This window comes from Methylobacterium sp. ap11 (assembly GCF_900110515.1).
Lineage (GTDB): Bacteria > Pseudomonadota > Alphaproteobacteria > Rhizobiales > Beijerinckiaceae > Methylobacterium > Methylobacterium ajmalii.
In genome coordinates, this window is the sequence record NZ_FOEB01000025.1 from 33,330 (window position 1) to 54,990 (window position 21,661).

The window sequence follows — 21,661 nt, forward strand, 5'->3', positions numbered from 1 at the left end:
CCCCTCTCCCCGTCCGCGCAGGGCTGTCCGGGAAAAAGAATGGCGCGTCTCCCCTCTCCCGTGTGGGAGAGGGGATCCCGCGCTTGATTCTTAAAGAGATTTTCCCCGGACAGCCCTGCCGCCCGCGGGGAGAGGCGAGGCCCGCGCTTTACTTTCGGATCGGGATGTCTGACGCCATGGCGTCGGGATGAAGCCTAACCTCGACTGTCGAAACCCCAAGCCCCGGAGGGCCATCCCATGTCGGAGCCGGCGCCGCGGCCCTGGAGCGTGAGAAAGTTCTTCGCCTGGAAAGAAACCGAGTTGATCGCGAAGAGTGGGTCACTACGCCCCTGAGGATCTAGAGGCCGATGCATCTCCTCCGCGTCGATACGGTCTCCCTCGACGAGGGCGAGGCGGCGGTCGATCTGGGCCAGGCGCCCGGCGACATCGTCGCCCTGTCCTTCACCGATTCCGACCTCGCCGGGCTCGCCGGCGCCTACGCGTCGTTGTCCGGCGACTGGCCGAGCCTGCGGCTCGCCAAGATGGCGCAGCTGCGCCACCCGCTCTCCGTCGACCTCTACGCCGACGCGGTGATCGCCCGGGCGCGCTTCGTGCTGGTGCGCTGCCTCGGCGGGATGGATTACTGGCGCTACGGCCTCGAGCGGCTGGCCGAGACCTGCCGGGCCCACGCCATTCCCTTCGTCGTGCTGCCGGGCTGCGACCGGCCCGATCCGCGGCTGGCCGCCCTCTCGACCGTCGCGCCGGAGCTGCGCGACGCCCTCGACGGCTACGTCCGGGCCGGCGGGATCGAGAACCTGCGCGGGCTCCTGACCCGGATCGCCGCCGAGCTCGGCCGGCCGGTCGTCGCCACGCCGCCCCGGGCCCTGCCGCGGGGATTCGCCTGGTGCCCGGGCTGCGGCCCCCTCGACGCGCTCGGCCCCGCCTCGCCCCTGCCCCGCGCCCTGGTGCTGGTCTATCGCTCGGCGATCCTCGGCGGCGACACGGCGCCGGCCACGGCGCTGGCCGCCGCCCTGTGGGAGCGGGGGCTCAGCCCCACCATCGTCGCCGTCGCGAGCCTGAAGGACCCGGAGGCGGTGGCGGTCGTGCGCGAGGCGGTGGCCCGGCACCGGCCCGCCGTGATCGTCGCCGCCACCGCCTTCTCGGCCCGGGACGATGCCGGCTTCGTCCTCGATGCCGCCGCTTGCCCGGTGATCCAGGCCTTCACGGTCGGCTCCGGCCGGGACGCCTGGGCGGCCTCCGCCCGGGGGCTCAACGCCGCCGACCTCGCCATGCAGGTCGCCCTGCCGGAATTCGACGGGCGCCTCTCCGGTTTCCCGATCTCTCACAAGGAGGAGGCGCCGGAGGTCGAGGGGTTCCGCGAGCGCCGGGCGGTGCCGGATTTCGCCGGCATTGCCGCCACCGCCGACCGGGCCGCCGCCTGGGCCCGCCTCGCCGGCATCCCGCGGGGAGAGCGCCACCTCGCCCTCGTCCTGTCCGACTACCCGGCCCGGGGCGGCCGGGCCGGGTTCGCGGTCGGGCTCGACACGCCCGCGAGCACGACGGCGATCCTCGACCTGCTCCGCCGCGAGGGCTACGCCGTCGCCGACATCCCCGAGCCCGACGCCCTGATGCGCCGGCTGACCGAGGATGCGCCGGACCTCGCGGTGCCGCTCGCCGCCTACGAGGCCTGGCGCGCCCGGCTGCCGGCGGAGGCGCGCGCGGCACTCGTCGCGGAATGGGGGATGCCTGCGGACGACGCGAGCGTCCGGGACGGCGCCTTCCGGTTCCGGGCGGTGCGGGCCGGCCGGGTGCTGGTGGCGCTCCAGCCCGACCGCGGCCACAAGGGCGACCGCAAGGCCGGCTACCACGACCCCGACGCGGTGCCCTGCCACGCCTACCTGGCGTTCCACCTCGCCCTGCGCGGCGAGGCGGATGCCCTGATCCATCTCGGCACCCACGGCACCACCGAGTGGCTGCCCGGCAAGGCGGTGGCGCTCTCGCCCGCCTGCTGGCCGGCCGTCGCGATCGGGGCGCTGCCGGTGGTCTATCCGTTCATCGTCGACGATCCGGGCGAGGCGGCGCCGGCCAAGCGCCGGATCGGCGCCGTCACGATCGGCCACCTGCCGCCCGAGACGGCCGCCGCCGGGCTCGACCCGGAGGCCGCGACCCTGCGCGAACTGGTGGAGGAATACTCCGCCGCGACCGTGCTCGATCCGCGCCGCGCCGCCCTGATCGCCCGCGGCATCCTCGAGCGGGCCGGGGATGCGGGGCTGCTGGCGGCGGCCGGCATCGACCGCGACACCCCGATGCCCGACGCGCTGGCCGCCCTCGACGCGCATCTGTGCGACCTCGCCGAGGTGACGATGCGCGATGGGCTGCACGTCTTTGGCGAGGCGCCGGAGGCCCATCCGGATTGCGGCCCGGCCGAGCGGGCGGGACTGCTCGCAGCCCTCGACGGGCGCTTCGTCGCCCCGGGCCCCGCCGGCTCGCCGGCCCGTGGCCGGGCCGACGTGTTGCCGACGGGGCGCAACCTCGCGACCCTCGATCCCCGCGCCCTGCCGACCCGGGCCGCCACGATGCTCGGCGACAAGGCCGCGGCCGAGGTGGTGCGGCGCTACCTGCAGGACGAGGGCGAGTACCCGGCCCGCCTCGTCATGGACCTGTGGGCCTCCCCGACCCTACGCACCGGCGGCGAGGACGTGGCGCAGGCGCTCGCGCTGATGGGCGTGCGCCCGACCTGGGACCACGCCTCGACCCGGGTGACCGGCTTCGAGGTGCTGCCGCTCGCCCTTCTCGACCGGCCGCGGATCGACGTGACGGTGCGGGTGTCCGGCGCCTTCCGCGACACCTTTCCCGACACCCTGGCGCTCCTCGACCGGGCCGCCCGGGCGGTCGCGTCGCGCGAGGAGGAGGACGCCGACAACCCGCTGGCGGCCGCCCGCCGCCGGGGCGAGGCGCCCGCCCGGGTCTTCGGCGCCGCGCCCGGCCGCTACGGCGCCGGCACCGCGTCGCTCGCCCTCGACGGCGAGTGGTCCGGGCGCGGCGACCTCGCCCGGGCCTACCTCGACGCCACCGCGGAGGCGACGGGAGCGGAGGACGCCGATTTCGCCGCCCGGGTCGCGGCGGCGGACGCCTATCTGCACGCCTTCGACGTCGCCGAGCGCGACCTCCTCGACGGCGATGCCGGCGCCGACGCGATGGGCGGCTTCTCGGCCGCGGCGGCCTCGCTCGGGGCGGCACCCGCCCTCTACAGCCTCGACACCAGCCGGCCCGAGACGCCGAAGGCCCGCACCGCCCGCGAGGACGTCGCCCGCCTGGTGCGCGGCCGGCTGACCCATCCGCGCTGGATCGCCGCGCAGCTCCGCCACGGCTGGCGCGGCGCCCAAGAACTGGCCCAGGGCCTCGACGCCGTCTTCGTCATGGCGGCGGCCACCGATGCGGTAGCGGATGCCGAGATCGACCGGCTCTACGACGCCTATCTCGGCGACCCCGAGGTGCTGGCGGCGATCGAGGCGGCGAATCCCGGCGTCGCCGACGCGCTCCGATCCCGCTTCGCCGCGCTGCGCGACCGCGGCCTGTGGCGCAGCCGGCGCAACTCGCTCGCCGCCCTCGAACCTCGCGAGGCCGCGGAATGACCCCGAACCCGGCGCCCCGCCGCGGCTGGTGCCCCGGCCTCGCCCGGCCGATGCCGACGGGCGACGGGCTCCTCGTGCGCCTCCACCCGGTCTCCGGCCAGCTCTCGGCCGGGCAGGTCCGCGCGGCGGCCCGGGCCGCGCGCGAGGGCGGGAACGGCCTTCTCGACGTGACGGCGCGGGGCAACCTGCAGATCCGCGGCGTGACGGCGGAGAGCCACGAGCGCGTAGTCGGAATTCTTGCGGCGGCAGACCTCGGTGACGCGCGCCACGACGGCGGCCCGCAGCGCCTGACCCTCGACGCGCCGCTCGCGGGGGCGGATGCCCTCACCGTGGTCGCGGCCGTGGAGGCGATCGGCCGCGAGGTCGCGGGGCTGCCGGCGAAGACCTTGGTGGCGGTAGAGGATGCGACGGGCGGGCTCGGGCCGGTCGAGGCGGATGTCTGGGTGCGGGTGGTTTCGGGATCGCCCGACGCTAACGAAGCTCGCGGGATCCCCTCTCCCGTGTGGGAGAGGGGTAGGGGTGAGGGTGATACGCTTCCGAATGCATCTCGACTGTCGAGCTACCAGCACGCTGGTCTGAGTTCCAATCGGAAGCGTCACACCCTCGTGCGATCTTCGATCGCCCCTACCCCTCTCCCACTCGGGAGAGGGGATCCCGCGCCTCATTCGGGAAACAACACGAGTTCAGGCGGCTCTGTCGATGCAGCAGAGCGCATACCGCTTGCGCTCCAGCTCGCCATCGCAACCCCGGCCGCCCCGCTCTGGCTCGCGCCGATGCCGGGCCCCGCCGCGCTCGCCGTCCTGCGTACCCTCCTGCACGGCCTCGCCGCCTCGGGCGCCCGCCGGATGCGTGCGCTTCCCGACGCGGAGCGCGGTGCCCTGCTCGACGGCCTCCCCCGGGGCGCCGCGCCGCCGGCCGGCACCATGCCTGCCGCCGGGCTGCATGGCCGCACGCTCCTCGCCGAACTGCCCTTCGGCCGCGGCGACGCCGGCTTGCTCGATCGCCTCGCGGGGTGGAGCGAGCGCCATGGGGACGGTCACCTCGCCCTCACGCCGGGCCGGGGCATCGCCCTGACGGCGCGGGACGAATCCAGTGCCGCGCGTTTGCGCGACGAGGCCGCGTCCGCCGGCCTGATCGTCGATCCCGCCGATCCGCGTCGCGCCGTCGCGGCCTGCCCCGGCGCGCCGGCCTGCGCGTCGGGCGGCACCCCGGCGCAGGGCGACGCGCCGCGCCTCGCCGCCGCCTTCGCGGCCCTCGCCCGGGAGGGCGCCACCGCCCACGTCTCCGGCTGCCCGAAGGGCTGCGCCCATCCCGGCCCCGCGGCGCTGACCCTGGTCGGACGGCCCGACGGCCGCTACGGGGTGGTGCTGGACGGCCACGCCGGGAGCGACCCCGACCGCGTCCTGACTTTCGGTGCCGTGCTGGAGCGGCTAGAGAGCCTTCGCGAATTGTCCAGCCCACAGGCCGAGCCCGGCCTCAGAGACGCCTTCCGGGAGCCCGCATGACCCCGCGCCTCGACTACATCCGCGACGGCGCCGCCATCTACGCGCGCTCCTTCGCGATGATCCGCGCCGAATCCGACCTGTCGCGCTTCCACGGCGCCGCCGAGCGCGTGGCGGTGCGGATGATCCACGCCTGCGGCATGACCGACCTGCCGGCCGACATCGACCTGTCGCCGGATTTCGCCGACGCCGCCGAGGGCGCTCTGCGCCGCGGCGCCCCGATCCTGTGCGACGTCCGCATGGTCGCCGACGGCGTCACCCGGGCCCGCCTGCCGGCCGGCAACGAGGTGATCTGCACTCTGTCCGACCCGCGGGTGCCGGACCTCGCCAAGACCCTCGACACCACCCGGAGCGCCGCCGCGATGGAATTGTGGCGCGACCGGCTCGCCGGGTCGATCGTCGCCGTCGGCAACGCGCCGACCGCCCTGTTTCGCCTGCTCGAGATGCTGGACGAGGGCGTGGCGCCGCCCGCTGCGGTGATCGGCATCCCGGTCGGCTTCGTCGGCGCCGCCGAATCGAAGGATGCGCTTGCCGCAGACGGGCGCGTGCCGTTCCTGGTCGTGCGCGGCCGGCGCGGCGGCAGCGCCATGGCGGCGGCGGCCGTCAACGCGCTCGCCAACGAGGTCGAGTGATGGACGGCCCGTCCGATTTCCTCAAACCCGACCCGGCCGAGATCCCGTCCGCCCCGCCCGCGGCCGTCACCGGCACGCTCTACGGCGTCGGCATGGGGCCGGGCGACCCGGACTACCTCACCGTGCGGGCGGTGCGGGTGCTGGAGCGCGCCCACCACCTCGTGCATTTCTGCAAGGCGGGCAAGCGCGGCAACGCCCGCACCATCGCCGACGCGGTGGTGCACGACGCGGCCCGCGAATGGCCGCTGCCCTACCCCTACACCACCGAGCTGCATCCCGAGGACCCGGCCTACGTGGCGGCGCTCGCGGGATTCTACGACGAGGCGGCCGAAAACCTCGCCGCGGTGCTGACGGCGGGCCGCGACGTGGCGATCCTGTCGGAGGGCGATCCCTTCTTCTACGGCTCGTTCATGCATCTGTGGCGCCGCCTGAAGGACCGGTTCCCGGTCGAGGTGGTGCCGGGCGTCACCGGCATGTCGGGCTGCTGGACCCGGGCCAACACCCCGATCACCTGGGGCGACGACGTGCTGACCGTGCTCCCCGCCACCCTGCCGCACGCGACGCTGGTGGCGCGGCTGAAGACCACCGACGCCGCCGTGGTGATGAAGCTCGGCCGCCACCTGCCCAAGGTGCGCGCGGCGCTGACCGAGGCCGGGCTGATCGACCGCGCGGTCTATGTCGAGCGCGGCACCATGGCGGGGGAGAGCGTGACGCCGCTCGGCCAGAAGCCGGACGACGCCGCGCCCTACTTCTCGATGGTGCTGGTGCCGGGCGAGGGCCGCCGGCCGTGAACGGCTCCGTCACGGTGATCGGCCTCGGGCCGGGCGATCCGCGCTACCTCACGCCCGCCGCGCAGGCGGCGCTCGACGCGGCGCAGGACCTCATCGGCTATTTTCCCTACGTCGCCCGGGTGCCGGAGCGGCCGGGGCTGACGCGCCACGCCAGCGACAACCGGGTCGAGGTCGACCGGGCCCGCCACGCCCTCGAGCTCGCCGCCGCCGGCCGCCGGGTCGCGGTGGTGTCGGGGGGCGATCCGGGCGTCTTCGCCATGGCGGCGGCTTTGTTCGAGGCGCTGGAGGCGGGCGATCCGGCCTGGCGCGCGCTGTCCATCTCGGTCGAGCCCGGAATCACCGCGATGCTGGCGGCGGCGGCGCGGATCGGTGCGCCGCTGGGCGGCGATTTCTGCGCCCTCTCGCTGTCGGACAACCTCAAGCCCTGGGAGGTCATCACCGCCCGGCTCAACGCGGTGCTGGCCGCCGACCTGGTGATCGCGCTCTACAACCCGATCTCCCGGGCCCGGCCCTGGCAGCTCGGCGCGGCCCTGGGCCTAGCCGCCGAGCACCGCCCCCCCGAGACCCCGGTGATCCTCGCCCGCGCCGTTGGCCGACCCGACGAGGCGATCCGGATCCTGACGCTGGCAGAGGCCCGCGAGGCTTCCGCCGACATGGCGACGCTGGTGATGATCGGCGCGAGCGCGACCCGGCTGATCCCGCGGGAGGGCGCGGCGCCCTTCGTCTACACCCCGCGCTCGGTCGCCCGATGAGCGTCGAGCCAGGCCAGCACGTCGTCGATCCGCGAGACCTGCGCCACCTCCGGCAGCACGGGCTGGCGCACGATCACCACCGGCAGGCCGAGGCTGCGGGCCGCCGCGATCTTGCCGTAGGTCGCCGCCCCGCCGGAATTCTTGGTCGCCAGAACCTCGACGCCGTGGATGCACATCAGGGCGGCCTCGTCCTCGGCGCCGAAGGGACCGCGGGCCTCGATCGCCGTCACGTCGATTCCGGGCAGCGCGTCGCCGACCGGCTCGATGGTACGCACGAGGTAGCGGTGCTGGGGCGCGGCCGCGAAGACGGCGAGTTCGAGGCGCCCGACCGTCAAGAAAACCCGTTTCGGCACCTCGCCGAGCGCCGGCACGGCATCGGCCACCGAATCGACCTCGCGCCAGTCGTCGCCGGACATGCGCGCCCAGGCCGGGCGCCGCACGGCGAGGAGCGGCACGCCGGCCTCGCGGCTCGCCGCCGCGGCGTTCCGCGAGATGACCTTGGCGAAGGGATGCGTGGCATCGATCAAAGCCGCGATGCGGTGCTCGCGGAGATGAGCCGCCAGCCCCTCCGCTCCGCCGAAGCCGCCGATGCGGGTGCGCACCGGCAGGGCGATGGGCGCCGTGGTGCGCCCGGCGAGCGACAGGGTGACGTCGTGGTCCGGCCGGCCGGCGAGCCGCCGCACCAGCGCGGCGGCCTCGGTGGTGCCGCCCAGGATGAGGATGCGCATGGCCGCCTTGTCGCCTGAGGCTCTTCCCGTGTCGAGCGTCGCTCCCTGGCTCGCCATCGTGGGCATCGGCGAGGACGGGCGGGCCGGGCTGTCGCCGGCCGCGAGCGCCGCCCTCGATCGCGCTGGGCTCGTCGTCGGCGGGCGACGGCACCTGGCGCTGGCCGGCCCGCTCGCCGCCGAGACCCTGGCCTGGCCGAGCCCCCTCTCGGACGCCTACCCGGCGATCCTCGCCCGGCGCGGGCAGCCGACCTGCGTGCTCGCCACCGGCGACCCGTTCCATTACGGCGTCGGCGCCGAGCTCGCCCGATTGGTGCCGGCCGGCGAGATCGTCGCCTATCCCCAGTCCTCGGCCTTCAGCCTCGCCGCCGCCCGCCTCGGCTGGCCGCTCGCCGAGGTGACCTGCCTGACCCTGCACGGGCGGGCGCTGGAACGGGTGATCCCCCATCTCCAGCCCGGCGCCCGGCTCCTCGTCCTGTCCTGGGACGGCTCCACGCCGAAACACCTCGCGGCGCTGATGAGCGAGCGCGGCTTTGCCCGGTCGCGCCTCACCGTGCTCGAAGCGATGGGCGGGCCGCGGGAGCGCTGCCGCACCGACCTCGCGGCGACGTTCTCGCAAGACGAGATCGACCCGCTCAACACGATCGCGGTCGAGGTCGTGGCCGAGCCGGACGCCCGGGTGATCCCGCTCAGCCCCGGCCTCGACGACGCCTGGTTCGAGAGCGACGGCCAGCTCACCAAGGCGGAGATCCGCGCCGTGACCCTGTCGGCCCTGCGCCCCCGCGCCGGCCAGTTGCTGTGGGATGTCGGCGCCGGCTCGGGCTCGATCGGCATCGAGTGGTGCCTGCGCCATCCGGCGAACCGCGCCATCGCGGTCGAGGCGCGCGAGGAGCGCGCCGGTCGCATCCGCCGCAACGCGCTTGCGCTGGGCGCGCCCGACCTCCGGGTCGTGGTCGGCCGCGCCCCGGACAGCCTCGCCGGGCTGCCGGCGCCGGACACCGCCTTCATCGGCGGCGGCGTCTCCGATCCGGCCCTGGTCGCGGCGGTGCTCGCCGCCCTGCCCCGCGGCGGGCGCCTCGTCGCCAATGCGGTGACGCTGGAGAGCGAGGCCCTGCTGCTGCGGCTCCACGCCGAGCATGGCGGCACCCTGCGGCGCCTCTCGGTCGCCCGGGCCGAGCCGGTCGGCCACCTCACCGGGTGGCGCACCGCGATGCCGGTGACGCAATGGGCGCTGGCAAAGCCGTGATGGCCCCCATCCTGCACGCCCGGGTGCCGGGCTCGGCCCCGCCGCCCGCGATCCAGCACGGCCCCGGCCGCACGCCCGCCCCGGCGACGCCGCGCGCCCTCGTCGCGGGGATCGGCTTTCGCCACGCCACCACGGCGGACGAGATCCTGTCCCTGCTGGCCGAGGGCCTGCGCCAGGCCGATCGCCCCGGGGCGCAGCTCGCGGCGCTGGCCACCGCCGAGGACCGGGCCGACGATCCGGCGATCCGCGCGGCGGCCGAGACCCTCGGCGTGCCCCTCGTGGCGATCGGGGTCGAGGCCCTGCGCGAGGCCGGCCGGCGCGTCGTCACCCGTTCCGTCCGCATCGAGGCCCTGCGCGGCGTCGGCTCGCTCGCCGAGGCCGCGGCCCTCGCGGCGGCCGGACCGGACGGCCGCCTCGTCCTGCCCCGCATCGCCTCGGCGGGTGCCACCTGCGCGCTCGCCGCCAGCGGAGACGCCCTGTCGTCATGATCCACTTCATCGGAGCCGGCCCCGGGGCCGCCGACCTCATTACCGTGCGCGGCCGCGATCTCATCGCCCGCTGCCCGGTCTGCCTCCATGCCGGCTCGCTGGTGGCGCCCGAGATCCTGTCCTGGTGCCCGCCCGGCGCCCGGATCGTCGACACCGCCCCCCTCTCGCTCGACGCGATCGTCGACGAGATGGCGGCGGCGCACGCGGCCGGCCGCGAGGTGGCGCGGCTGCATTCCGGCGACCTCTCGATCTGGAGCGCGGTGGCCGAGCAGACCCGCCGCCTCGACCGGCTCGGCATCCCCTACGACCTCACCCCGGGCGTGCCCTCCTTCGCGGCGGCCGCCTCGGTGCTCGGCCGCGAGCTGACGGTGCCGGAACTGGCGCAATCGGTGGTGCTCACCCGCACCAGCGGCCGCGCCTCGGCGATGCCCGACACGGAACGCCTCGCCGCTTTCGCGGCGACCCGGGCGACGCTCGCCATCCACCTCTCCATCCACGTCGTCGCGACGGTGGCGGCCGAGCTGATCCCGCATTACGGCCCGGACTGCCCGGCCGCGGTGGTCTTCCGCGCCACCTGGCCGGACGAGCGGGTGCTGCGCGGCACCCTGTCCACCATCGCCGATCAGGTCGCGGCGGCGGGGCTTGAGCGGACGGCGCTGATCCTGGTCGGCCCGGCGCTCGGGGCGACGGAGTTCCGCGAGAGCGCGCTGTATGCGGTGGATTACGACCGGCGGTTCCGGCCGGGGGGCGCCGTGACGGTACCGACCGGATCCCGGTCGACCTGACCCGATCCGCGACGGCTCCCGGCCGTTGCGGGCGTTGCACGCCGTCCGTGGAGATCGTTCATGCGGCTGAGAATCGCCACCGACGCCGATGCGGCCGTGCTCGCCCGGATCCACACGGCGAGCTGGAGGGCTGCGTATCGCGGGATCCTCGATCCGGACTTCCTCTCCGGTCCGATCGAGGAGGAGCGGCTGGAAGCATGGACCGGCCGCCTCGGGCCGCACCAGCCGCATGTGACCGCCCTCATCGCCGAGGAGGCTGACGGGCCGGTCGGCTTCGTCTGCGCGGTCGGAGCGGAGGACGAGCGCTGGGGAACGCTGATCGACAATCTCCATGTCCTCCCCACGGCGAAGGGGCGAGGCTTGGGGACGGATCTGCTCGGAGCCGCGGCCGACCGGTCCCTGCAAGACTACCCCGATTCGGGGATCTACCTGTGGTGCTTCGAGCAGAACGAGCCGGCCCGCCGCTTCTACGAGCGGCGCGGAAGTGTGATCGTCGAGCGAAGCCGGCACGCCGTTCCCGGCGGCGGCGACCGGCCGGTGATTCGCTATCATTGGGACGACCCAGCCGCCGCCTTCGGTCTGCAACGCTCCTCCAGGCGCCTCTGACGCTCATCGAATCGATTGATTTGATGGGAACGCGGGGCGACTGTCCCAACGGTTGGCCTGCAACACCCCTCACCCCACCGGATGGAACGGCGCCCGCCCGACCAGCCCGCCCTCCCGGTCGAACACCACCACTTCCAGAGAACTACCCGAGCCCGAGAGCGCCCGCGCGGCGGTGGCCCAGGCGTAGCGGGCGACGAGGTCGGCGAGCGGCAGGTCGCTGCCTTGCGCGAGCCGCAGCACCTCGAGGGCGGTGTTGGCGCCTGCCGCCCGGCGGGCGAGGTCGGGGGCGCCCCCGGCCTCGACGACCCGCTCCGACAACCAGGCGAGGTCGACCGGGCCGGAGCGCGAATGCAGGTCGAGGAGGCCGTGGCCGAGCTTCGCCATCTTGGCGATGCCGCCCGCCACCGTGACCCGCGGCACCGGGTGGCGGCGCAGGTATTTCAGCATCCCGCCGGCGAAATCGCCCATGTCGATCAGCGCCTGGGGGGCTAAGCCGTGCAGGCGCGCCACCGCCTCCTCCGAGGTCGAGCCGGTGGCGCCGGCGACGTGGTCGAGGGCGCCGGCCCGGGCGACGTCGACGCCGCGATGGATCGAATCGATCCAGGCGGCGCAGGAATACGGCACCACCACCCCGGTCGTGCCGAGCACCGACAGGCCGCCGAGGATGCCGAGCCGCGGGTTGAGGGTCTTCTGGGCCAGAGCCTCGCCGCCGGGGATCGACACCTCGACCACCACGTCGGACGGTCCGCCGAGGCCGGCGGCGGCCTCGGCGATCGCGGCGGCGATCATCCGGCGGGGGGCCGGGTTGATCGCCGGCTCGCCGACCGGCAGCGGCAGCCCGGCCCGGGTCACGGTGCCGACGCCGGGCCCGGCCCGGAACGCGATGCCGGAGCCCGGCGGCCCCTTGCGGACCGTCGCCAGGACCAGGACCCCGTGGGTCACGTCGGGATCGTCGCCGGCATCCTTCACCACCCCGGCGAAGGCCCCGCCATCGACCAGCCCGCTCCGTGCCAGCGCGAAGGTCGGACGGGCGCCGCTCGGCAGCGGGATCTCGACCGGATCCGGGACGAGGCCGGTGACGAGGCCGGCATAGGCCGCCTTGGCGGCCGCCGCCGCGCAGGCGCCCGTGGTCCAGCCGCGGCGCAGGGTCTCCCGAGGTCGTGTCGCATCCATGCGGCGTGGTATCACCCCGCGGCGGCGCGGTGAATGCGCGCCGCGCGCTCGACAGATGGACGCCTTCGTGACCGTACGCCCCGCCCGTGGCCTTCTCGTCGCCGCCGCCCGCTCCGGGTCCGGCAAGACCACCGTGACCCTCGCCCTGCTGCGGGCCCTGCGCCGGCGCGGGCTGGCGGTGGCCGGGGCGAAATGCGGGCCGGACTACATCGACCCCGCCTTCCACGCCGCCGCGACGGGGCGACCGAGCTACAACCTCGACAGCTTCGCCATGGACGGCGCCCTCCTCGACGCGGTGGCGGGCCGGGCCGGCGAGGCGGCCGAGCTGGTCCTGGCCGAGGGCTCGATGGGGCTGTTCGACGGCGTCGTGGCGGAAGAGGGCCGCAGCGGCGCCAACGCGGACGTCGCCGCCCGCTACGGCTGGCCGGTGGTGCTGGTGCTCGACGTCTCGGGAGCGGCGCAATCGGCCGCCGCGACGGCGCTGGGGGTGCGGGCCTACGACCCGCGCCTGCATCTGGCCGGGGTGATCCTCAACAAGGTCGCGAGCCTGCGCCACCGCCGCCTCGTCGAGGTCGGCCTCGCCCGGATCGGCGTGCCGGTCCTCGGCGCCGTGCCGCGGGAGGCGTCCCTGGTGCTGCCGGAGCGCCATCTCGGCCTGATCCAGGCCGGCGAGACCGAGGACCTGGAAGCCCGCCTCGACCGCCTCGCCGAGCTGGCCGAGGCCTCGATCGACCTCGACGCGGTCGTGGCCGCCGCCGGCGGGCGGGTGCCCGCACCCGCGACCGGGATCCTGCCGCCGCCGCCCGGGCAGCGCATCGCGGTCGCGCGCGATGCGGCGTTCTCGTTCGTCTACCCGCATCTGGAGGCCGGGTGGCGGGCGGCCGGGGCCGAGATCGTGCCGTTCTCGCCGCTCGCCGACGAGGCGCCGCCGACCGGCTGCGACGCCTGCTGGCTGCCCGGGGGCTACCCCGAATTGCATGCCGGGCGCATCGCCGCGGCGTCCCGCTTCCTCGACGGCCTGCACACCTTTGCCGGGACGCGGCCGGTCCACGGCGAGTGCGGCGGCTACATGGTGCTGGGCGAGAGCCTGGAGGATGCCGAGGGGACGACCCATCGCATGGCCGGGCTCCTGCCGGTCGCGACGTCCTACGCGCGGCGCCGGCTGCACCTCGGCTACCGGATCGCCACGCTCCTCGGAGCGGGCTCCCTCGGCGCGACCGGCCAGGGCCTCGTCGGGCACGAGTTCCACTACGCGAGCGAACTCACGCCGCCGCCGGGGCCCGAGGAGGCCTTAGCCGAGGTCACGGATGCGGAGGGGCGCCCCTTGGGACTGGCGGGGCACCGGCGCGGCCGGGTCAGCGGCAGCTTCTTCCACCTCGTCGGGCTGCGCTGAGCGCGACCGGACGAGAGTGTCGGAGGCCGGCTACTCGGCGGCGGTGGCCGTCGCCTCGACGCTCGCGGCGGCGGCGGCGGAGCGGCCGAGGCGGGCAGCCGAGCGCACGATCGCCAGCACCTCGCGGCGCAGCTGCTCGTCCTCGATCTGCACGTAGGCGCGCAGAAGCTCGATCGCCCCCTGGGCGCTCAGGAAGCCGAAGACGTTGTCGTCGCTGCCGTCGCCGCCGGCCTGGTCCTCGAAGAAGGCCGAGACCGGAACCTCGAGCAGCCGGGCGATCTCGCGCAGGCGGCCGGCGCCGACGCGGTTCTGGCCCTTCTCGTATTTCTGGACCTGCTGGAAGGTGACGCCGACGGCGTTGCCGAGGGCCGTCTGGCTCAGTCCCTTGGCTTTGCGCAGGGCCGTGATGCGGACTCCGACGAGCCGATCGACCTCGGTGGTTTGCTTGGGCATCGGTCCTCAACGTCTTCGTTCTGGCCTGGCGGAGGCTGCGTCCCGATCCCAGGGCTGCCCCGTCCCGCGTCGTCCTTGCCCGCAAGGGCCGCCGGGGCGATGACGCACCGGCACCTCGCGGCTCCCACTCGGGCCGGCGGCGAAGACGCCTCGCCTCCGGTCCACCCTTCAATGCCTTCCGGGCTCGCGCCGGACGATCCGCCGCGTGTGGCGCATCCGGCGGGCCGATGATCAGTCATTCCGTTCGTCCAGGCCGCTACGGCCACGGTCGAGGAAGCGAGCCTGGGTCTGACATGCAACCCAACGCACGTCTACACGCTCCGAGTGAATTCCCCAAGGGAACAGAGGTTAAAAAAATTACTGAGATCCCACCTAACCGGAGGTCGCGGGCCGGCGGTTCCGGGGCAGGCCCGTGCGGGTCACCTTGCCGATAGCGGCGGGGCCCCCATCTCAACGGCCGAGCCCGAGGAAGCCCGGAGGGATGCCCGCCATGTTCATCGCCATGAACCGGTTCAAGGTCTACAAGGACGCCGCGCAGGACTTCGAGCAGGTCTGGCTGGGGCGCGACAGCCACCTCGGCGAGATGCCGGGCTTCGTCGAGTTCCACCTGCTGCGCGGACCGGAGGCCGAGGACCACATCCTCTACGCCTCGCACACGATCTGGTCCTCGAAGGCCGATTTCGAGGCCTGGACCCGCTCCGAGCAGTTCCGCAAGGCCCATAGCCGCGCCCCGGGCACGAAGCCGCTCTACCTCGGCCACCCGCAATTCGAGGGCTTCGAGACGATCCAGACCGTCGCCCGCAACGACTGAGCCGGGATCGTCCGGAGCGGATATCCGACGGGCGGGGCCCCGAGCCCCGCCCGCGTCGTCAGGCGGCGCGGGGCGCCTCGAGCCGCGGCAGGAACGCCGCGAGCAATCCGACCGCCGGCAGGAAGGCGCAGATGCCATAGACGAACTCGATGCTGGTGCGGTCGGCGACCTCCCCCAGCACCGCGGCGCCGAGCCCGCCCATGCCGAAGGCGAAGCCGAAGAACAGCCCGCCGACGAGGCCGACGCGCCCGGGCAGCAGTTCCTGGGCGTAGACCAGGATCGCCGGCATCGCGGAGGCCAGGATCAGGCCGATCGGCACCGTGAGCGCCACGGTCCAGAACAGGTTGGCGTGCGGCAGCGCCAGGGTGAAGGGCAGGACGCCGAGGATCGAGCCCCAGATCACCACCTTGCGGCCGAACCGGTCGCCGATCGGCCCGCCCGCCACCGTGCCGGCCGCGACCGCGCCGAGGAACACGAACAGGTAGAGCTGCGATTCCTGCACCGACACGCCGAAGCGGTGGATCAGGTAGAAGGTGAAGTAGGAGCTCAGGCTCGCCATGTAGAAGTACTTGGAGAAGATCAGCACCAGCAGGACCGCGATGGTGGCGACGACCTTGCCCCGCGGCAAATCCCGCCCGCCGGCGCCGGCCTTGCGCGGGCGCGCTGCCCCGGTGCGCAGCCGCTCGCGGTACCAGCGCCCGACGAGGGACAGCACCACGAAGCCGGCGAGCGCCGCGACCGCGAACAGCGCGACGCTGGCCTGCCCGAGGGGCACCACGATGAAGGCCGCGAGCAGCGGCCCGAGGGCCGAGCCGGCATTGCCGCCGACCTGGAACACCGACTGGGCCAGCCCGTAGCGCCCGCCCGAGGCGAGGCGCGCGACCCGCGAGGCCTCCGGGTGGAAGATCGCCGAGCCGAGGCCGACGCAGCAGGCGGCCAGGATCAGGAGCCCGTAGGTCCCGGCATGGGACAGGAGCAGCAGGCCGCAGAGCGAGAGCAGCATGCCGACGGCGAGGGAGAACGGCATCGGCCGCTTGTCGGTGAAGAGCCCGACCACCGGCTGCAGCAGCGAGGCGGTGAGCTGGAACGCCAGGGTGAGCACGCCGATCTGGGCGAAGTCGAGCGCGTAGCTCTGCTTCAGGAGCGGGTAGATCGCCGGCAGCAGCGACTGGATCATGTCGTTGAGGAGGTGCGACAGGCTCAATCCCCCGAGCACCAGGGCCGCCGGCCCGGCCGCGGCCGGGGCGACGATGGCCGTCGCCGGCGCGGCCTGCGGCGGCCCGGTCACCGGCGCCGCGACGGCCTCGATCGCCGCATTCTCCCCCGTGGCGTTCACCCGCGCGCCGCCTGCCGTCGCATCCATCGCCTGACGCCTCCCCGGGCGGCCATCGAGCCGGCCGCCTCCCGCCGCGCCGCCTGTCGAACCAGGGGTTACGGCCGAGCCTCCCATACACCTGCCCGGCGTCCCCGTCCCGTCGCGGGCCGCAGGGCTGGGATGCCCACGGTCCCGGGCTTGCTCGATGGTCGTGCAACCACCGGCGACGGATCCCGGGATGTGCGATAACGGCACGCTCCCACCCGGTCCGTCTCGAGCCGGCACAGATGCGGTCACGGGTCTTCTCGCCATGCGACACGAACGGTTTCCGGAGGACGGCGGCGCCCACCTCGCCTCGTCCGAGGCGCGGGCAGTGTGGAACGCGCTCCTGCCCCGGCGCGGCCGGGCCGCCCTGCGCCTCGCGATCGCCGCCGCCGCCGCCCTGGCCGAGCTCACCGCCGTGGCCGTCACCGGGCTCGCCTGCGAGATCACCTACCACCTCGTCTCGTACGAGCGGCAGCCGGAGCTGGGCCCGTCGCTCGCCGTCGGGCTGTTCCTCGGCCTGTTCGTAGTCCTGCCGAACATCGCCCGGGGCGAGTACAGCATCGAGAACTACCTCGCCCGCGCCCCGCATTTCCGCCGGGTCGTGAGCCTGTGGCTCGCCGCCTGGGCGGTGGTGCTGGTCCTCGGCTTCCTCAGCAAGACCACCGGCGACCATTCGCGGATCGCGGCGCTCGCCACCTTCCTCACCGGCCTGCCGGCCCTCGTCGCCACCCGCCTCGTCACCGTCGGGCTGGTGCGGCGGCTGATCACGCCGCGCTCCGATTCCGCCCGCCGCATCCACCTCATCGGCTACGAGGAGGACGTCGCGAGCTTCTACGCCACCCACGACACCGCGGCGCTCGGCCTGCGGGTGATCGGCGTCAGCACCCTGCGCAACGCGCCCGAGGGCGGCGACCAGGAGGCGCGCCGGACCCAGCTCGCGGAGGATCTCGACCTCAGCGTCTCGGTGGTGCGCTTCCTGCGGCCCGACGACGTGTTCGTGCTGGTGCCCTGGGCCGAGGTCGAGGACCTCGAGGCCTGCGTCGACGCCTTTCTGCGGGTCCCGGTCGCCCTGCACCTGCGGCCGGGCCGGGTGATGGACCGCTTCAGCGACGTCCGCGTCGGCCGGGTCGGGCTGCTCACCGGCATCAATGTCGGCCGCGCGCCGCTCTCCCCGGTCGAGATCGCCGCCAAGCGCATCTTCGACGTCGTGGTGGGCTCGCTCGCCCTGGTGGCGCTCTCGCCGCTGCTCCTGCTGATCGCGATCCTGATCCGCCTCGACAGCCGCGGCCCGAGCCTGTTCCGCCAGAAGCGCTACGGCTTCAACCAGGAGGCGTTCCGGGTGTTCAAGTTCCGCAGCATGCGGACCGATGCCGGCAGCGCCTTCCGGCAGGCGACCCGGGACGACGACCGCATCACCCGGGTCGGCCGCATCCTGCGCCGCACCAACCTCGACGAACTGCCCCAGCTCCTCAACGTGATCCGGGGCGACATGTCGCTGGTCGGCCCCCGCCCCCACGCGGTCGCCCACGACCGCAGCTTCGAGCGTCGCATCGCCCTCTACGCGCGCCGCCACAACGTGCGGCCCGGCATCACCGGCTGGGCCCAGGTCAACGGGTTGCGGGGCGAGACCCTGACCGATGCCGACATGCAGCGGCGCGTCGAGCACGACCTGTTCTACATCGACAACTGGTCGCTGTGGTTCGACCTCCGGATCCTGGTGATGACCGTGGTGGCGCGGAGCGCGTTCCGGAACGCGTATTGAGGGAGACAGGGACCCGCCTGGAGGCGGGTCCCGAGGGCGCTCAGCTCGCCAGGCGCCGGCCCTGGCGGCGGCTCTCCTCGAAGGCCTGGAGGTCGAGGGCGAGGGCGACGACCTGGTCGGACTTGAGGCGGGTCGGGTCGATCGGGCCGCCGAAGCCGTGGCCGAGATAGATCTCCTGGACGTCGAGCGAGCGCATCGCGCCGCCCATGGTCCAGTTCGGGAAGAGCCGGGCGGCGACGTCGCGGACGTTGAGGATCGTCGCGCTCGCGTGGCGCGGGTCGCGGGCGATGCGGTTGTAGGTCTCCGTCACCTTGCCGCGCTCGCCCTCCAGGATCTGCACGAACCACTGGGTGTCGAAGATCAGGAAGCCCGTGATCCCGTCGCGGGCATTGTTGCGTTGGGAGGCGGACAGGATCTCGCGCATGTTGGTCAGCATGGCGCGGTCGCCGCCCGGCACGGTGTTGCGGCTGTAATAGACGAGCTGGTGGATCATCGACGCTTCACTCCACCGGCCCGAGGGCGGATCGCTCGGGTGAGCGTCCGGGGCCGTCATCGCGGGCCGGTCACGATGTGCGCGTCCGGCATGATCGGGAACATGGGGCGGGACGATCGAGTGACGACAGGACGTCGTTCGACAGCATTAACGGTTCCTGCCAATCGATGAACGAAGTCGATTGGGCACCCTTAACATGGAGCAAACAGCGCGAGAACTGGGGATGAGGTGCCGGATTACCCGGCCCCCGCCCGCCCCTGGCACGCGCCGCACTCGCCCTCGATCTCGACGATCCGGCTCGCCGGCTTGAACCCGGCCTGAGCGAGCGTGCGGTCGAGGCTGCGCTCGATCTCGGCCGAGATCGTCTCGTCGACGCTGCCGCAACTGCGGCAGATCAGGAAGACCGCGCTCTCGCCGGCGCCGTGGCCGTGCTCGCAGGGCACGAAGGCGTTGCGGCTGGCGATGCGGTGGACGAGGCCGTGCTCGGTGAGGAAGTCGAGGGCGCGGTAGACCGAGACCGCGGCGACGCGCTTGCCCGGGACGCTCAGGCGCTCGGCGATGTCGTAGGCGCCGAGCGGCCGGCCCTCCTCGGCGACGACCTCCAGGGTGCGCCGGCGCAGGGCGGTGAATTGCAGGCCGAGGTCCTGCGCCAGCCGCTCGGCCCGGGCCACGAGGTCGGCCGTGCGGGCCGGGCCGTGAGCATCGTGCGCGTGGTCGTGATGCCCGCAGGTTTCGTGCTCGTCCATGCGCTTCCCCGCCTCCATGCGCTTCCCCGCCGCGTTTCCCGCCCCCGCGCCGCCGCGTGCGGCTGGCCTACCGCAACCCGGCGGCGGTTGACAGGCCCTGCCTGTTACAGTGTAACGCTCGGCGCTTGGGCGGCACCCGGCCGTCCCCCATATGGGGTCCGCGACGGCGCCCGCCGAGGGCGCGTCCCGGATCCTGGATCGACGAACAGCCGATGCCGCACGATCATGGCTCCGCCGCCCGGACCGACGCCGCCGTTCCGCGCCGCCTGCCGACGCCGTTCTCCCTGTTGCGCCAGGGGCTCGGGCCGCGCCTCGCCCTGGCGGCCCTGCCCGCTCTGGCGGTCTGGGCCCTGATCGGCTGGGCGACGGCGTGATGGCGTCCCTCCCCCGCTCCGCGCCCGGCGGCGCGCTTCGTGAAGCCGCGCCCGGCGGCGCTCTCGCCTTCCGCGGCCTCACCCTCGGCTATGCCCGGCATCCGGCGGTCCACCACCTCGACGGCACGCTCCGCCCCGGCTCGCTCACCGCGGTGGTCGGGCCGAACGGCGCCGGCAAGTCGACCCTGCTCAAGGGCATCATGGGCGAGATCCGCCCGCTTGAGGGCGAGGTCGTCCGTTCGGGCCTGTCCCGCCACGACATCGCCTATCTGCCGCAGGCGGCCGAGATCGACCGCGCCTTCCCGATCGGGGTCTTCGACCTCGTGGCGATGGGGCTGTGGCGCCGGGTCGGGCCATGGCGCTCGCTCGGGCGGCATCGCGGCGCCGTCGAGGCGGCCCTGGCGGCGGTCGGTCTCACCGGCTTCGAGCGCCGGCCGATCGGCACCCTGTCGGGCGGCCAGCTGCGCCGGGCGCTGTTTGCCCGGGTCCTGCTCCAGGACGCCCGGGTGATCCTGCTCGACGAGCCCTTCGCGGCGATCGACGCCCGCACCACCGACGAATTGCTGGCCCTGGTCCATGGCTGGCACGGCGAGGGCCGCACCGTGGTGGCGGTGCTGCACGATCTCGACCAGGTCGGCCGCCACTTCCCCGAGACCCTGCTGCTCGCCCGCGAGGCGGTGGCCTGGGGCGCCACCGCCACCGTGCTCACGCCTGAGAACCTGCGGCGGGCCCGCCGGCTCTGCGAGGCCTGGGACGAGGAGGCGCCGGTCTGCCGCGCGCCGGCCGCGGCGCAGCCCCATGCCCACGGGCCGCAAGACCACGGATCCCAAGACCGTGGATCCCAAGACTACGGGTCCCACGACAACGGCCCGCACGGGCGCCACAGCCACGGGCACGCCGCGTGATCGACCTCCTGACCGCGCCCTTCGTCGAGTTCGCCTTCATGCGCCGGGCGCTCGCAGGATGCGTCGCCCTCTCGGTGGGGGCCGCCCCGGTCGGGGTCTTCCTCACCCTGCGGCGCATGAGCCTGATGAGCGAGGCGATGAGCCACGCCATCCTGCCGGGCGCGGCGGTCGGCTTCCTGTGGGCCGGGCTGTCCTTGCCCGCGATGACCCTCGGCGGCCTCGTCGCCGGCCTCGCGGTGGCGATGCTCTCGGGCTTCGTCGCCCGCTCGACGGTGCTGCGCGAGGATGCCAGCCTCGCGGCCTTCTACCTGATCTCGCTTGCGGGCGGCGTGCTGCTAATCTCGGCCCGCGGCTCGTCGATCGACCTCCTGCACATCCTGTTCGGCACGGTGCTGGCGCTCGACGACGATGCGCTGGTGCTGCTCGGCGGCATCTCGACGGTGACGCTCATCGGCCTCGCGGTCGCCTACCGGCCGCTGGTGATGGAATGCGTCGATCCGCTCTTCCTGCGCTCGGTCGGCCGGGCGAGCGGGCCGGTGCACTACGCCTTTTTGGCGCTAGTGGTGCTCAACCTCGTCGGCGGCTTCGCGGCGCTCGGCACGCTGCTCGCCGTCGGGCTGATGCTGCTGCCGGCGATCACCGCCCGGTTCTGGGCCGTCGACCTCAGCGGCCTCCTGCCAGCCTCGGTGGTCCTGGCGCTGACGGCGAGCGTCGCGGGGCTCTTGGTCTCCTACTACGCCAGCCTGCCGACCGGTCCGGCGATCGTGCTGGCGGCGGGCGCGCTCTATCTCGCCTCGATGCTACTCGGGCCTAGAGGCGGCCTCGTCTGGCGGCTGATCCCGGCCCGCCACCTGGAGGCGTGAGGACCGCTACCGGTGCCCTTGCGGCGCCTGCGCCGGCTCGCCCCGGTGGGCGGCGCGCCGGCAGGCGTCGGAGCAGTAGCGAACCTCGTCCCAGACCCGCTCCCACTTCTTGCGCCAGGCGAAGGGCCGGCCGCATTGGACACAGACCTTCTGCGGTAGGTCGCCCTTGCGGCGCATCTTCGGCATC

Annotated in this window: 22 protein-coding genes; 15 read left to right on the forward strand and 7 right to left on the reverse strand. The window is 74.2% G+C overall.

Annotated features, from left to right (window positions below):
- The first annotated feature begins 347 nt into the window (after positions 1-347).
- From cobN to cobJ, 5 genes are read left to right on the forward strand one after another with little or no spacing between them, the layout of a single operon-like run.
- Positions 348-3,614, forward strand: a complete 3,267-nt coding sequence (gene cobN, locus BMX97_RS26270) for a cobaltochelatase subunit CobN (protein WP_091754140.1) — start codon at positions 348-350, stop codon at positions 3,612-3,614.
- Positions 3,611-5,119, forward strand: coding sequence for a hypothetical protein (locus BMX97_RS26275; RefSeq protein WP_091754141.1), 1,509 nt, complete (start codon positions 3,611-3,613; stop codon positions 5,117-5,119). Before cobN ends, BMX97_RS26275 begins: the two co-directional genes overlap by 4 nt.
- Positions 5,116-5,748 carry a precorrin-8X methylmutase gene (locus BMX97_RS26280; RefSeq protein WP_060846555.1) on the forward strand — a complete coding sequence of 211 codons (633 nt, stop codon included), beginning with the start codon at positions 5,116-5,118 and terminating at the stop codon, positions 5,746-5,748. The genes BMX97_RS26275 and BMX97_RS26280 overlap by 4 nt, the downstream gene beginning before the upstream one ends.
- A complete protein-coding gene (locus tag BMX97_RS26285; protein ID WP_091754142.1) occupies positions 5,748-6,539 on the forward strand; it encodes a precorrin-2 C(20)-methyltransferase in 792 nt (263 codons plus the stop codon). Before BMX97_RS26280 ends, BMX97_RS26285 begins: the two co-directional genes overlap by 1 nt.
- On the forward strand, positions 6,536-7,291 hold the full coding sequence (gene cobJ, locus BMX97_RS26290) for a precorrin-3B C(17)-methyltransferase (protein WP_091754143.1): 756 nt from the start codon (positions 6,536-6,538) through the stop codon (positions 7,289-7,291). Before BMX97_RS26285 ends, cobJ begins: the two co-directional genes overlap by 4 nt.
- Here the strand turns inward: cobJ and BMX97_RS26295 are convergent.
- On the reverse strand, positions 7,264-8,019 hold the full coding sequence (locus tag BMX97_RS26295; protein ID WP_091754144.1) for a cobalt-precorrin-6A reductase: 756 nt from the start codon (positions 8,017-8,019) through the stop codon (positions 7,264-7,266). The two genes, cobJ and BMX97_RS26295, sit on opposite strands and share 28 nt — an antisense overlap.
- Here BMX97_RS26295 and cbiE point away from each other — a divergent pair.
- From cbiE to BMX97_RS26315, 4 genes are read left to right on the forward strand one after another with little or no spacing between them, the layout of a single operon-like run.
- On the forward strand, positions 8,018-9,262 hold the full coding sequence (gene cbiE / locus BMX97_RS26300; protein ID WP_091754145.1) for a precorrin-6y C5,15-methyltransferase (decarboxylating) subunit CbiE: 1,245 nt from the start codon (positions 8,018-8,020) through the stop codon (positions 9,260-9,262). The genes BMX97_RS26295 and cbiE overlap by 2 nt on opposite strands.
- Complete coding sequence (locus BMX97_RS26305) at positions 9,262-9,750, forward strand: cobalamin biosynthesis protein (protein ID WP_091754146.1); 489 nt, start codon at positions 9,262-9,264, stop codon at positions 9,748-9,750. The genes cbiE and BMX97_RS26305 overlap by 1 nt, the downstream gene beginning before the upstream one ends.
- Complete coding sequence (gene cobM, locus BMX97_RS26310; RefSeq protein ID WP_091754147.1) at positions 9,747-10,535, forward strand: precorrin-4 C(11)-methyltransferase; 789 nt, start codon at positions 9,747-9,749, stop codon at positions 10,533-10,535. Before BMX97_RS26305 ends, cobM begins: the two co-directional genes overlap by 4 nt.
- A 60-nt stretch (positions 10,536-10,595) precedes the next feature.
- Complete coding sequence (locus BMX97_RS26315; RefSeq protein ID WP_091754148.1) at positions 10,596-11,141, forward strand: GNAT family N-acetyltransferase; 546 nt, start codon at positions 10,596-10,598, stop codon at positions 11,139-11,141.
- 69 nt (positions 11,142-11,210) lie between these two features.
- Here the strand turns inward: BMX97_RS26315 and BMX97_RS26320 are convergent, their stop codons facing one another.
- Positions 11,211-12,314: a cobalt-precorrin-5B (C(1))-methyltransferase gene (locus BMX97_RS26320; protein WP_091754149.1), complete on the reverse strand. Its 1,104-nt coding sequence runs from the start codon at positions 12,312-12,314 to the stop codon at positions 11,211-11,213.
- Between the two features lie 55 nt (positions 12,315-12,369).
- On the opposite strand from BMX97_RS26320, the gene BMX97_RS26325 reads away from it, so the two are divergent.
- Entirely contained in the window at positions 12,370-13,707 is a 1,338-nt protein-coding gene (locus BMX97_RS26325; RefSeq protein ID WP_091754150.1) for a cobyrinic acid a,c-diamide synthase CobB, read from the forward strand.
- Between the two features lie 30 nt (positions 13,708-13,737).
- On the opposite strand, the gene BMX97_RS26330 is transcribed toward BMX97_RS26325, so the two are convergent.
- Entirely contained in the window at positions 13,738-14,160 is a 423-nt protein-coding gene (locus BMX97_RS26330; protein WP_060846563.1) for a helix-turn-helix domain-containing protein, read from the reverse strand.
- A 490-nt stretch (positions 14,161-14,650) separates the two neighbouring features.
- On the opposite strand from BMX97_RS26330, the gene BMX97_RS26335 reads away from it, so the two are divergent.
- Positions 14,651-14,971: a heme-degrading protein HmuQ gene (locus tag BMX97_RS26335; RefSeq protein ID WP_048425756.1), complete on the forward strand. Its 321-nt coding sequence runs from the start codon at positions 14,651-14,653 to the stop codon at positions 14,969-14,971.
- Positions 14,972-15,029: 58 nt separating this feature from the next.
- On the opposite strand, the gene BMX97_RS26340 is transcribed toward BMX97_RS26335, so the two are convergent.
- A complete protein-coding gene (locus tag BMX97_RS26340) occupies positions 15,030-16,334 on the reverse strand; it encodes an MFS transporter (protein ID WP_091754151.1) in 1,305 nt (434 codons plus the stop codon).
- A gap of 262 nt (positions 16,335-16,596) precedes the next feature.
- On the opposite strand from BMX97_RS26340, the gene BMX97_RS26345 reads away from it, so the two are divergent.
- Entirely contained in the window at positions 16,597-18,093 is a 1,497-nt protein-coding gene (locus tag BMX97_RS26345) for an undecaprenyl-phosphate glucose phosphotransferase (RefSeq protein WP_091754152.1), read from the forward strand.
- A 40-nt stretch (positions 18,094-18,133) separates the two neighbouring features.
- On the opposite strand, the gene BMX97_RS26350 is transcribed toward BMX97_RS26345, so the two are convergent.
- Together BMX97_RS26350 and BMX97_RS26355 are read right to left on the reverse strand one after the other, a co-directional pair.
- Positions 18,134-18,586, reverse strand: coding sequence for a BLUF domain-containing protein (locus tag BMX97_RS26350; protein WP_091754153.1), 453 nt, complete (start codon positions 18,584-18,586; stop codon positions 18,134-18,136).
- A 236-nt stretch (positions 18,587-18,822) separates the two neighbouring features.
- Positions 18,823-19,332 (reverse strand): Fur family transcriptional regulator, encoded by a 510-nt coding sequence (locus BMX97_RS26355; RefSeq protein WP_091754209.1) that lies wholly within the window; start codon positions 19,330-19,332, stop codon positions 18,823-18,825.
- A 212-nt stretch (positions 19,333-19,544) separates the two neighbouring features.
- Between BMX97_RS26355 and BMX97_RS33180 the strand changes: the two genes are divergently transcribed.
- Genes BMX97_RS33180 through BMX97_RS26365 form a run of 3 tightly spaced genes read left to right on the forward strand, consistent with a single transcriptional unit; the run spans position 19,545 to position 21,474 of the window.
- Positions 19,545-19,706, forward strand: a complete 162-nt coding sequence (locus BMX97_RS33180; protein WP_177202360.1) for a hypothetical protein — start codon at positions 19,545-19,547, stop codon at positions 19,704-19,706.
- On the forward strand, positions 19,706-20,611 hold the full coding sequence (aztA, locus tag BMX97_RS26360; protein WP_091754154.1) for a zinc ABC transporter ATP-binding protein AztA: 906 nt from the start codon (positions 19,706-19,708) through the stop codon (positions 20,609-20,611). The genes BMX97_RS33180 and aztA overlap by 1 nt, the downstream gene beginning before the upstream one ends.
- Before the next feature lie 38 nt (positions 20,612-20,649).
- On the forward strand, positions 20,650-21,474 hold the full coding sequence (locus BMX97_RS26365; RefSeq protein WP_177202363.1) for a metal ABC transporter permease: 825 nt from the start codon (positions 20,650-20,652) through the stop codon (positions 21,472-21,474).
- A 6-nt stretch (positions 21,475-21,480) separates the two neighbouring features.
- Here the strand turns inward: BMX97_RS26365 and BMX97_RS26370 are convergent, their stop codons facing one another.
- Entirely contained in the window at positions 21,481-21,660 is a 180-nt protein-coding gene (locus BMX97_RS26370) for a DUF2256 domain-containing protein (RefSeq protein ID WP_091754156.1), read from the reverse strand.
- Between the last annotated feature and the right edge of the window lies 1 nt (position 21,661).

Excerpts from the sequence above, each read along its gene's own strand:
- BMX97_RS26325 (WP_091754150.1), top strand. The coding sequence starts at position 12,370 with ATGGACGCCTTCGTGACCGTACGCCCCGCCCGTGGCCTTCTCGTCGCC.
- cobM (WP_091754147.1), top strand. The coding sequence starts at position 9,747 with ATGATCCACTTCATCGGAGCCGGCCCCGGGGCCGCCGACCTCATTACC.
- cbiE (WP_091754145.1), top strand. The coding sequence starts at position 8,018 with ATGGCCGCCTTGTCGCCTGAGGCTCTTCCCGTGTCGAGCGTCGCTCCC.
- BMX97_RS26280 (WP_060846555.1), top strand. The coding sequence starts at position 5,116 with ATGACCCCGCGCCTCGACTACATCCGCGACGGCGCCGCCATCTACGCG.
- BMX97_RS26305 (WP_091754146.1), top strand. The coding sequence starts at position 9,262 with ATGGCCCCCATCCTGCACGCCCGGGTGCCGGGCTCGGCCCCGCCGCCC.
- aztA (WP_091754154.1), top strand. The coding sequence starts at position 19,706 with ATGGCGTCCCTCCCCCGCTCCGCGCCCGGCGGCGCGCTTCGTGAAGCC.
- BMX97_RS26335 (WP_048425756.1), top strand. The coding sequence starts at position 14,651 with ATGTTCATCGCCATGAACCGGTTCAAGGTCTACAAGGACGCCGCGCAG.
- BMX97_RS26275 (WP_091754141.1), top strand. The coding sequence starts at position 3,611 with ATGACCCCGAACCCGGCGCCCCGCCGCGGCTGGTGCCCCGGCCTCGCC.
- BMX97_RS26285 (WP_091754142.1), top strand. The coding sequence starts at position 5,748 with ATGGACGGCCCGTCCGATTTCCTCAAACCCGACCCGGCCGAGATCCCG.
- BMX97_RS26370 (WP_091754156.1), bottom strand. The coding sequence starts at position 21,660 with ATGCCGAAGATGCGCCGCAAGGGCGACCTACCGCAGAAGGTCTGTGTC.
- BMX97_RS33180 (WP_177202360.1), top strand. The coding sequence starts at position 19,545 with ATGCCGCACGATCATGGCTCCGCCGCCCGGACCGACGCCGCCGTTCCG.
- BMX97_RS26350 (WP_091754153.1), bottom strand. The coding sequence starts at position 18,586 with ATGATCCACCAGCTCGTCTATTACAGCCGCAACACCGTGCCGGGCGGC.
- cobN (WP_091754140.1), top strand. The coding sequence starts at position 348 with ATGCATCTCCTCCGCGTCGATACGGTCTCCCTCGACGAGGGCGAGGCG.
- BMX97_RS26320 (WP_091754149.1), bottom strand. The coding sequence starts at position 12,314 with ATGGATGCGACACGACCTCGGGAGACCCTGCGCCGCGGCTGGACCACG.
- BMX97_RS26345 (WP_091754152.1), top strand. The coding sequence starts at position 16,597 with ATGCGACACGAACGGTTTCCGGAGGACGGCGGCGCCCACCTCGCCTCG.
- BMX97_RS26340 (WP_091754151.1), bottom strand. The coding sequence starts at position 16,334 with ATGGATGCGACGGCAGGCGGCGCGCGGGTGAACGCCACGGGGGAGAAT.
- BMX97_RS26295 (WP_091754144.1), bottom strand. The coding sequence starts at position 8,019 with ATGCGCATCCTCATCCTGGGCGGCACCACCGAGGCCGCCGCGCTGGTG.
- BMX97_RS26355 (WP_091754209.1), bottom strand. The coding sequence starts at position 19,332 with ATGGACGAGCACGAAACCTGCGGGCATCACGACCACGCGCACGATGCT.
- BMX97_RS26365 (WP_177202363.1), top strand. The coding sequence starts at position 20,650 with ATGCGCCGGGCGCTCGCAGGATGCGTCGCCCTCTCGGTGGGGGCCGCC.
- BMX97_RS26315 (WP_091754148.1), top strand. The coding sequence starts at position 10,596 with ATGCGGCTGAGAATCGCCACCGACGCCGATGCGGCCGTGCTCGCCCGG.
- BMX97_RS26330 (WP_060846563.1), bottom strand. The coding sequence starts at position 14,160 with ATGCCCAAGCAAACCACCGAGGTCGATCGGCTCGTCGGAGTCCGCATC.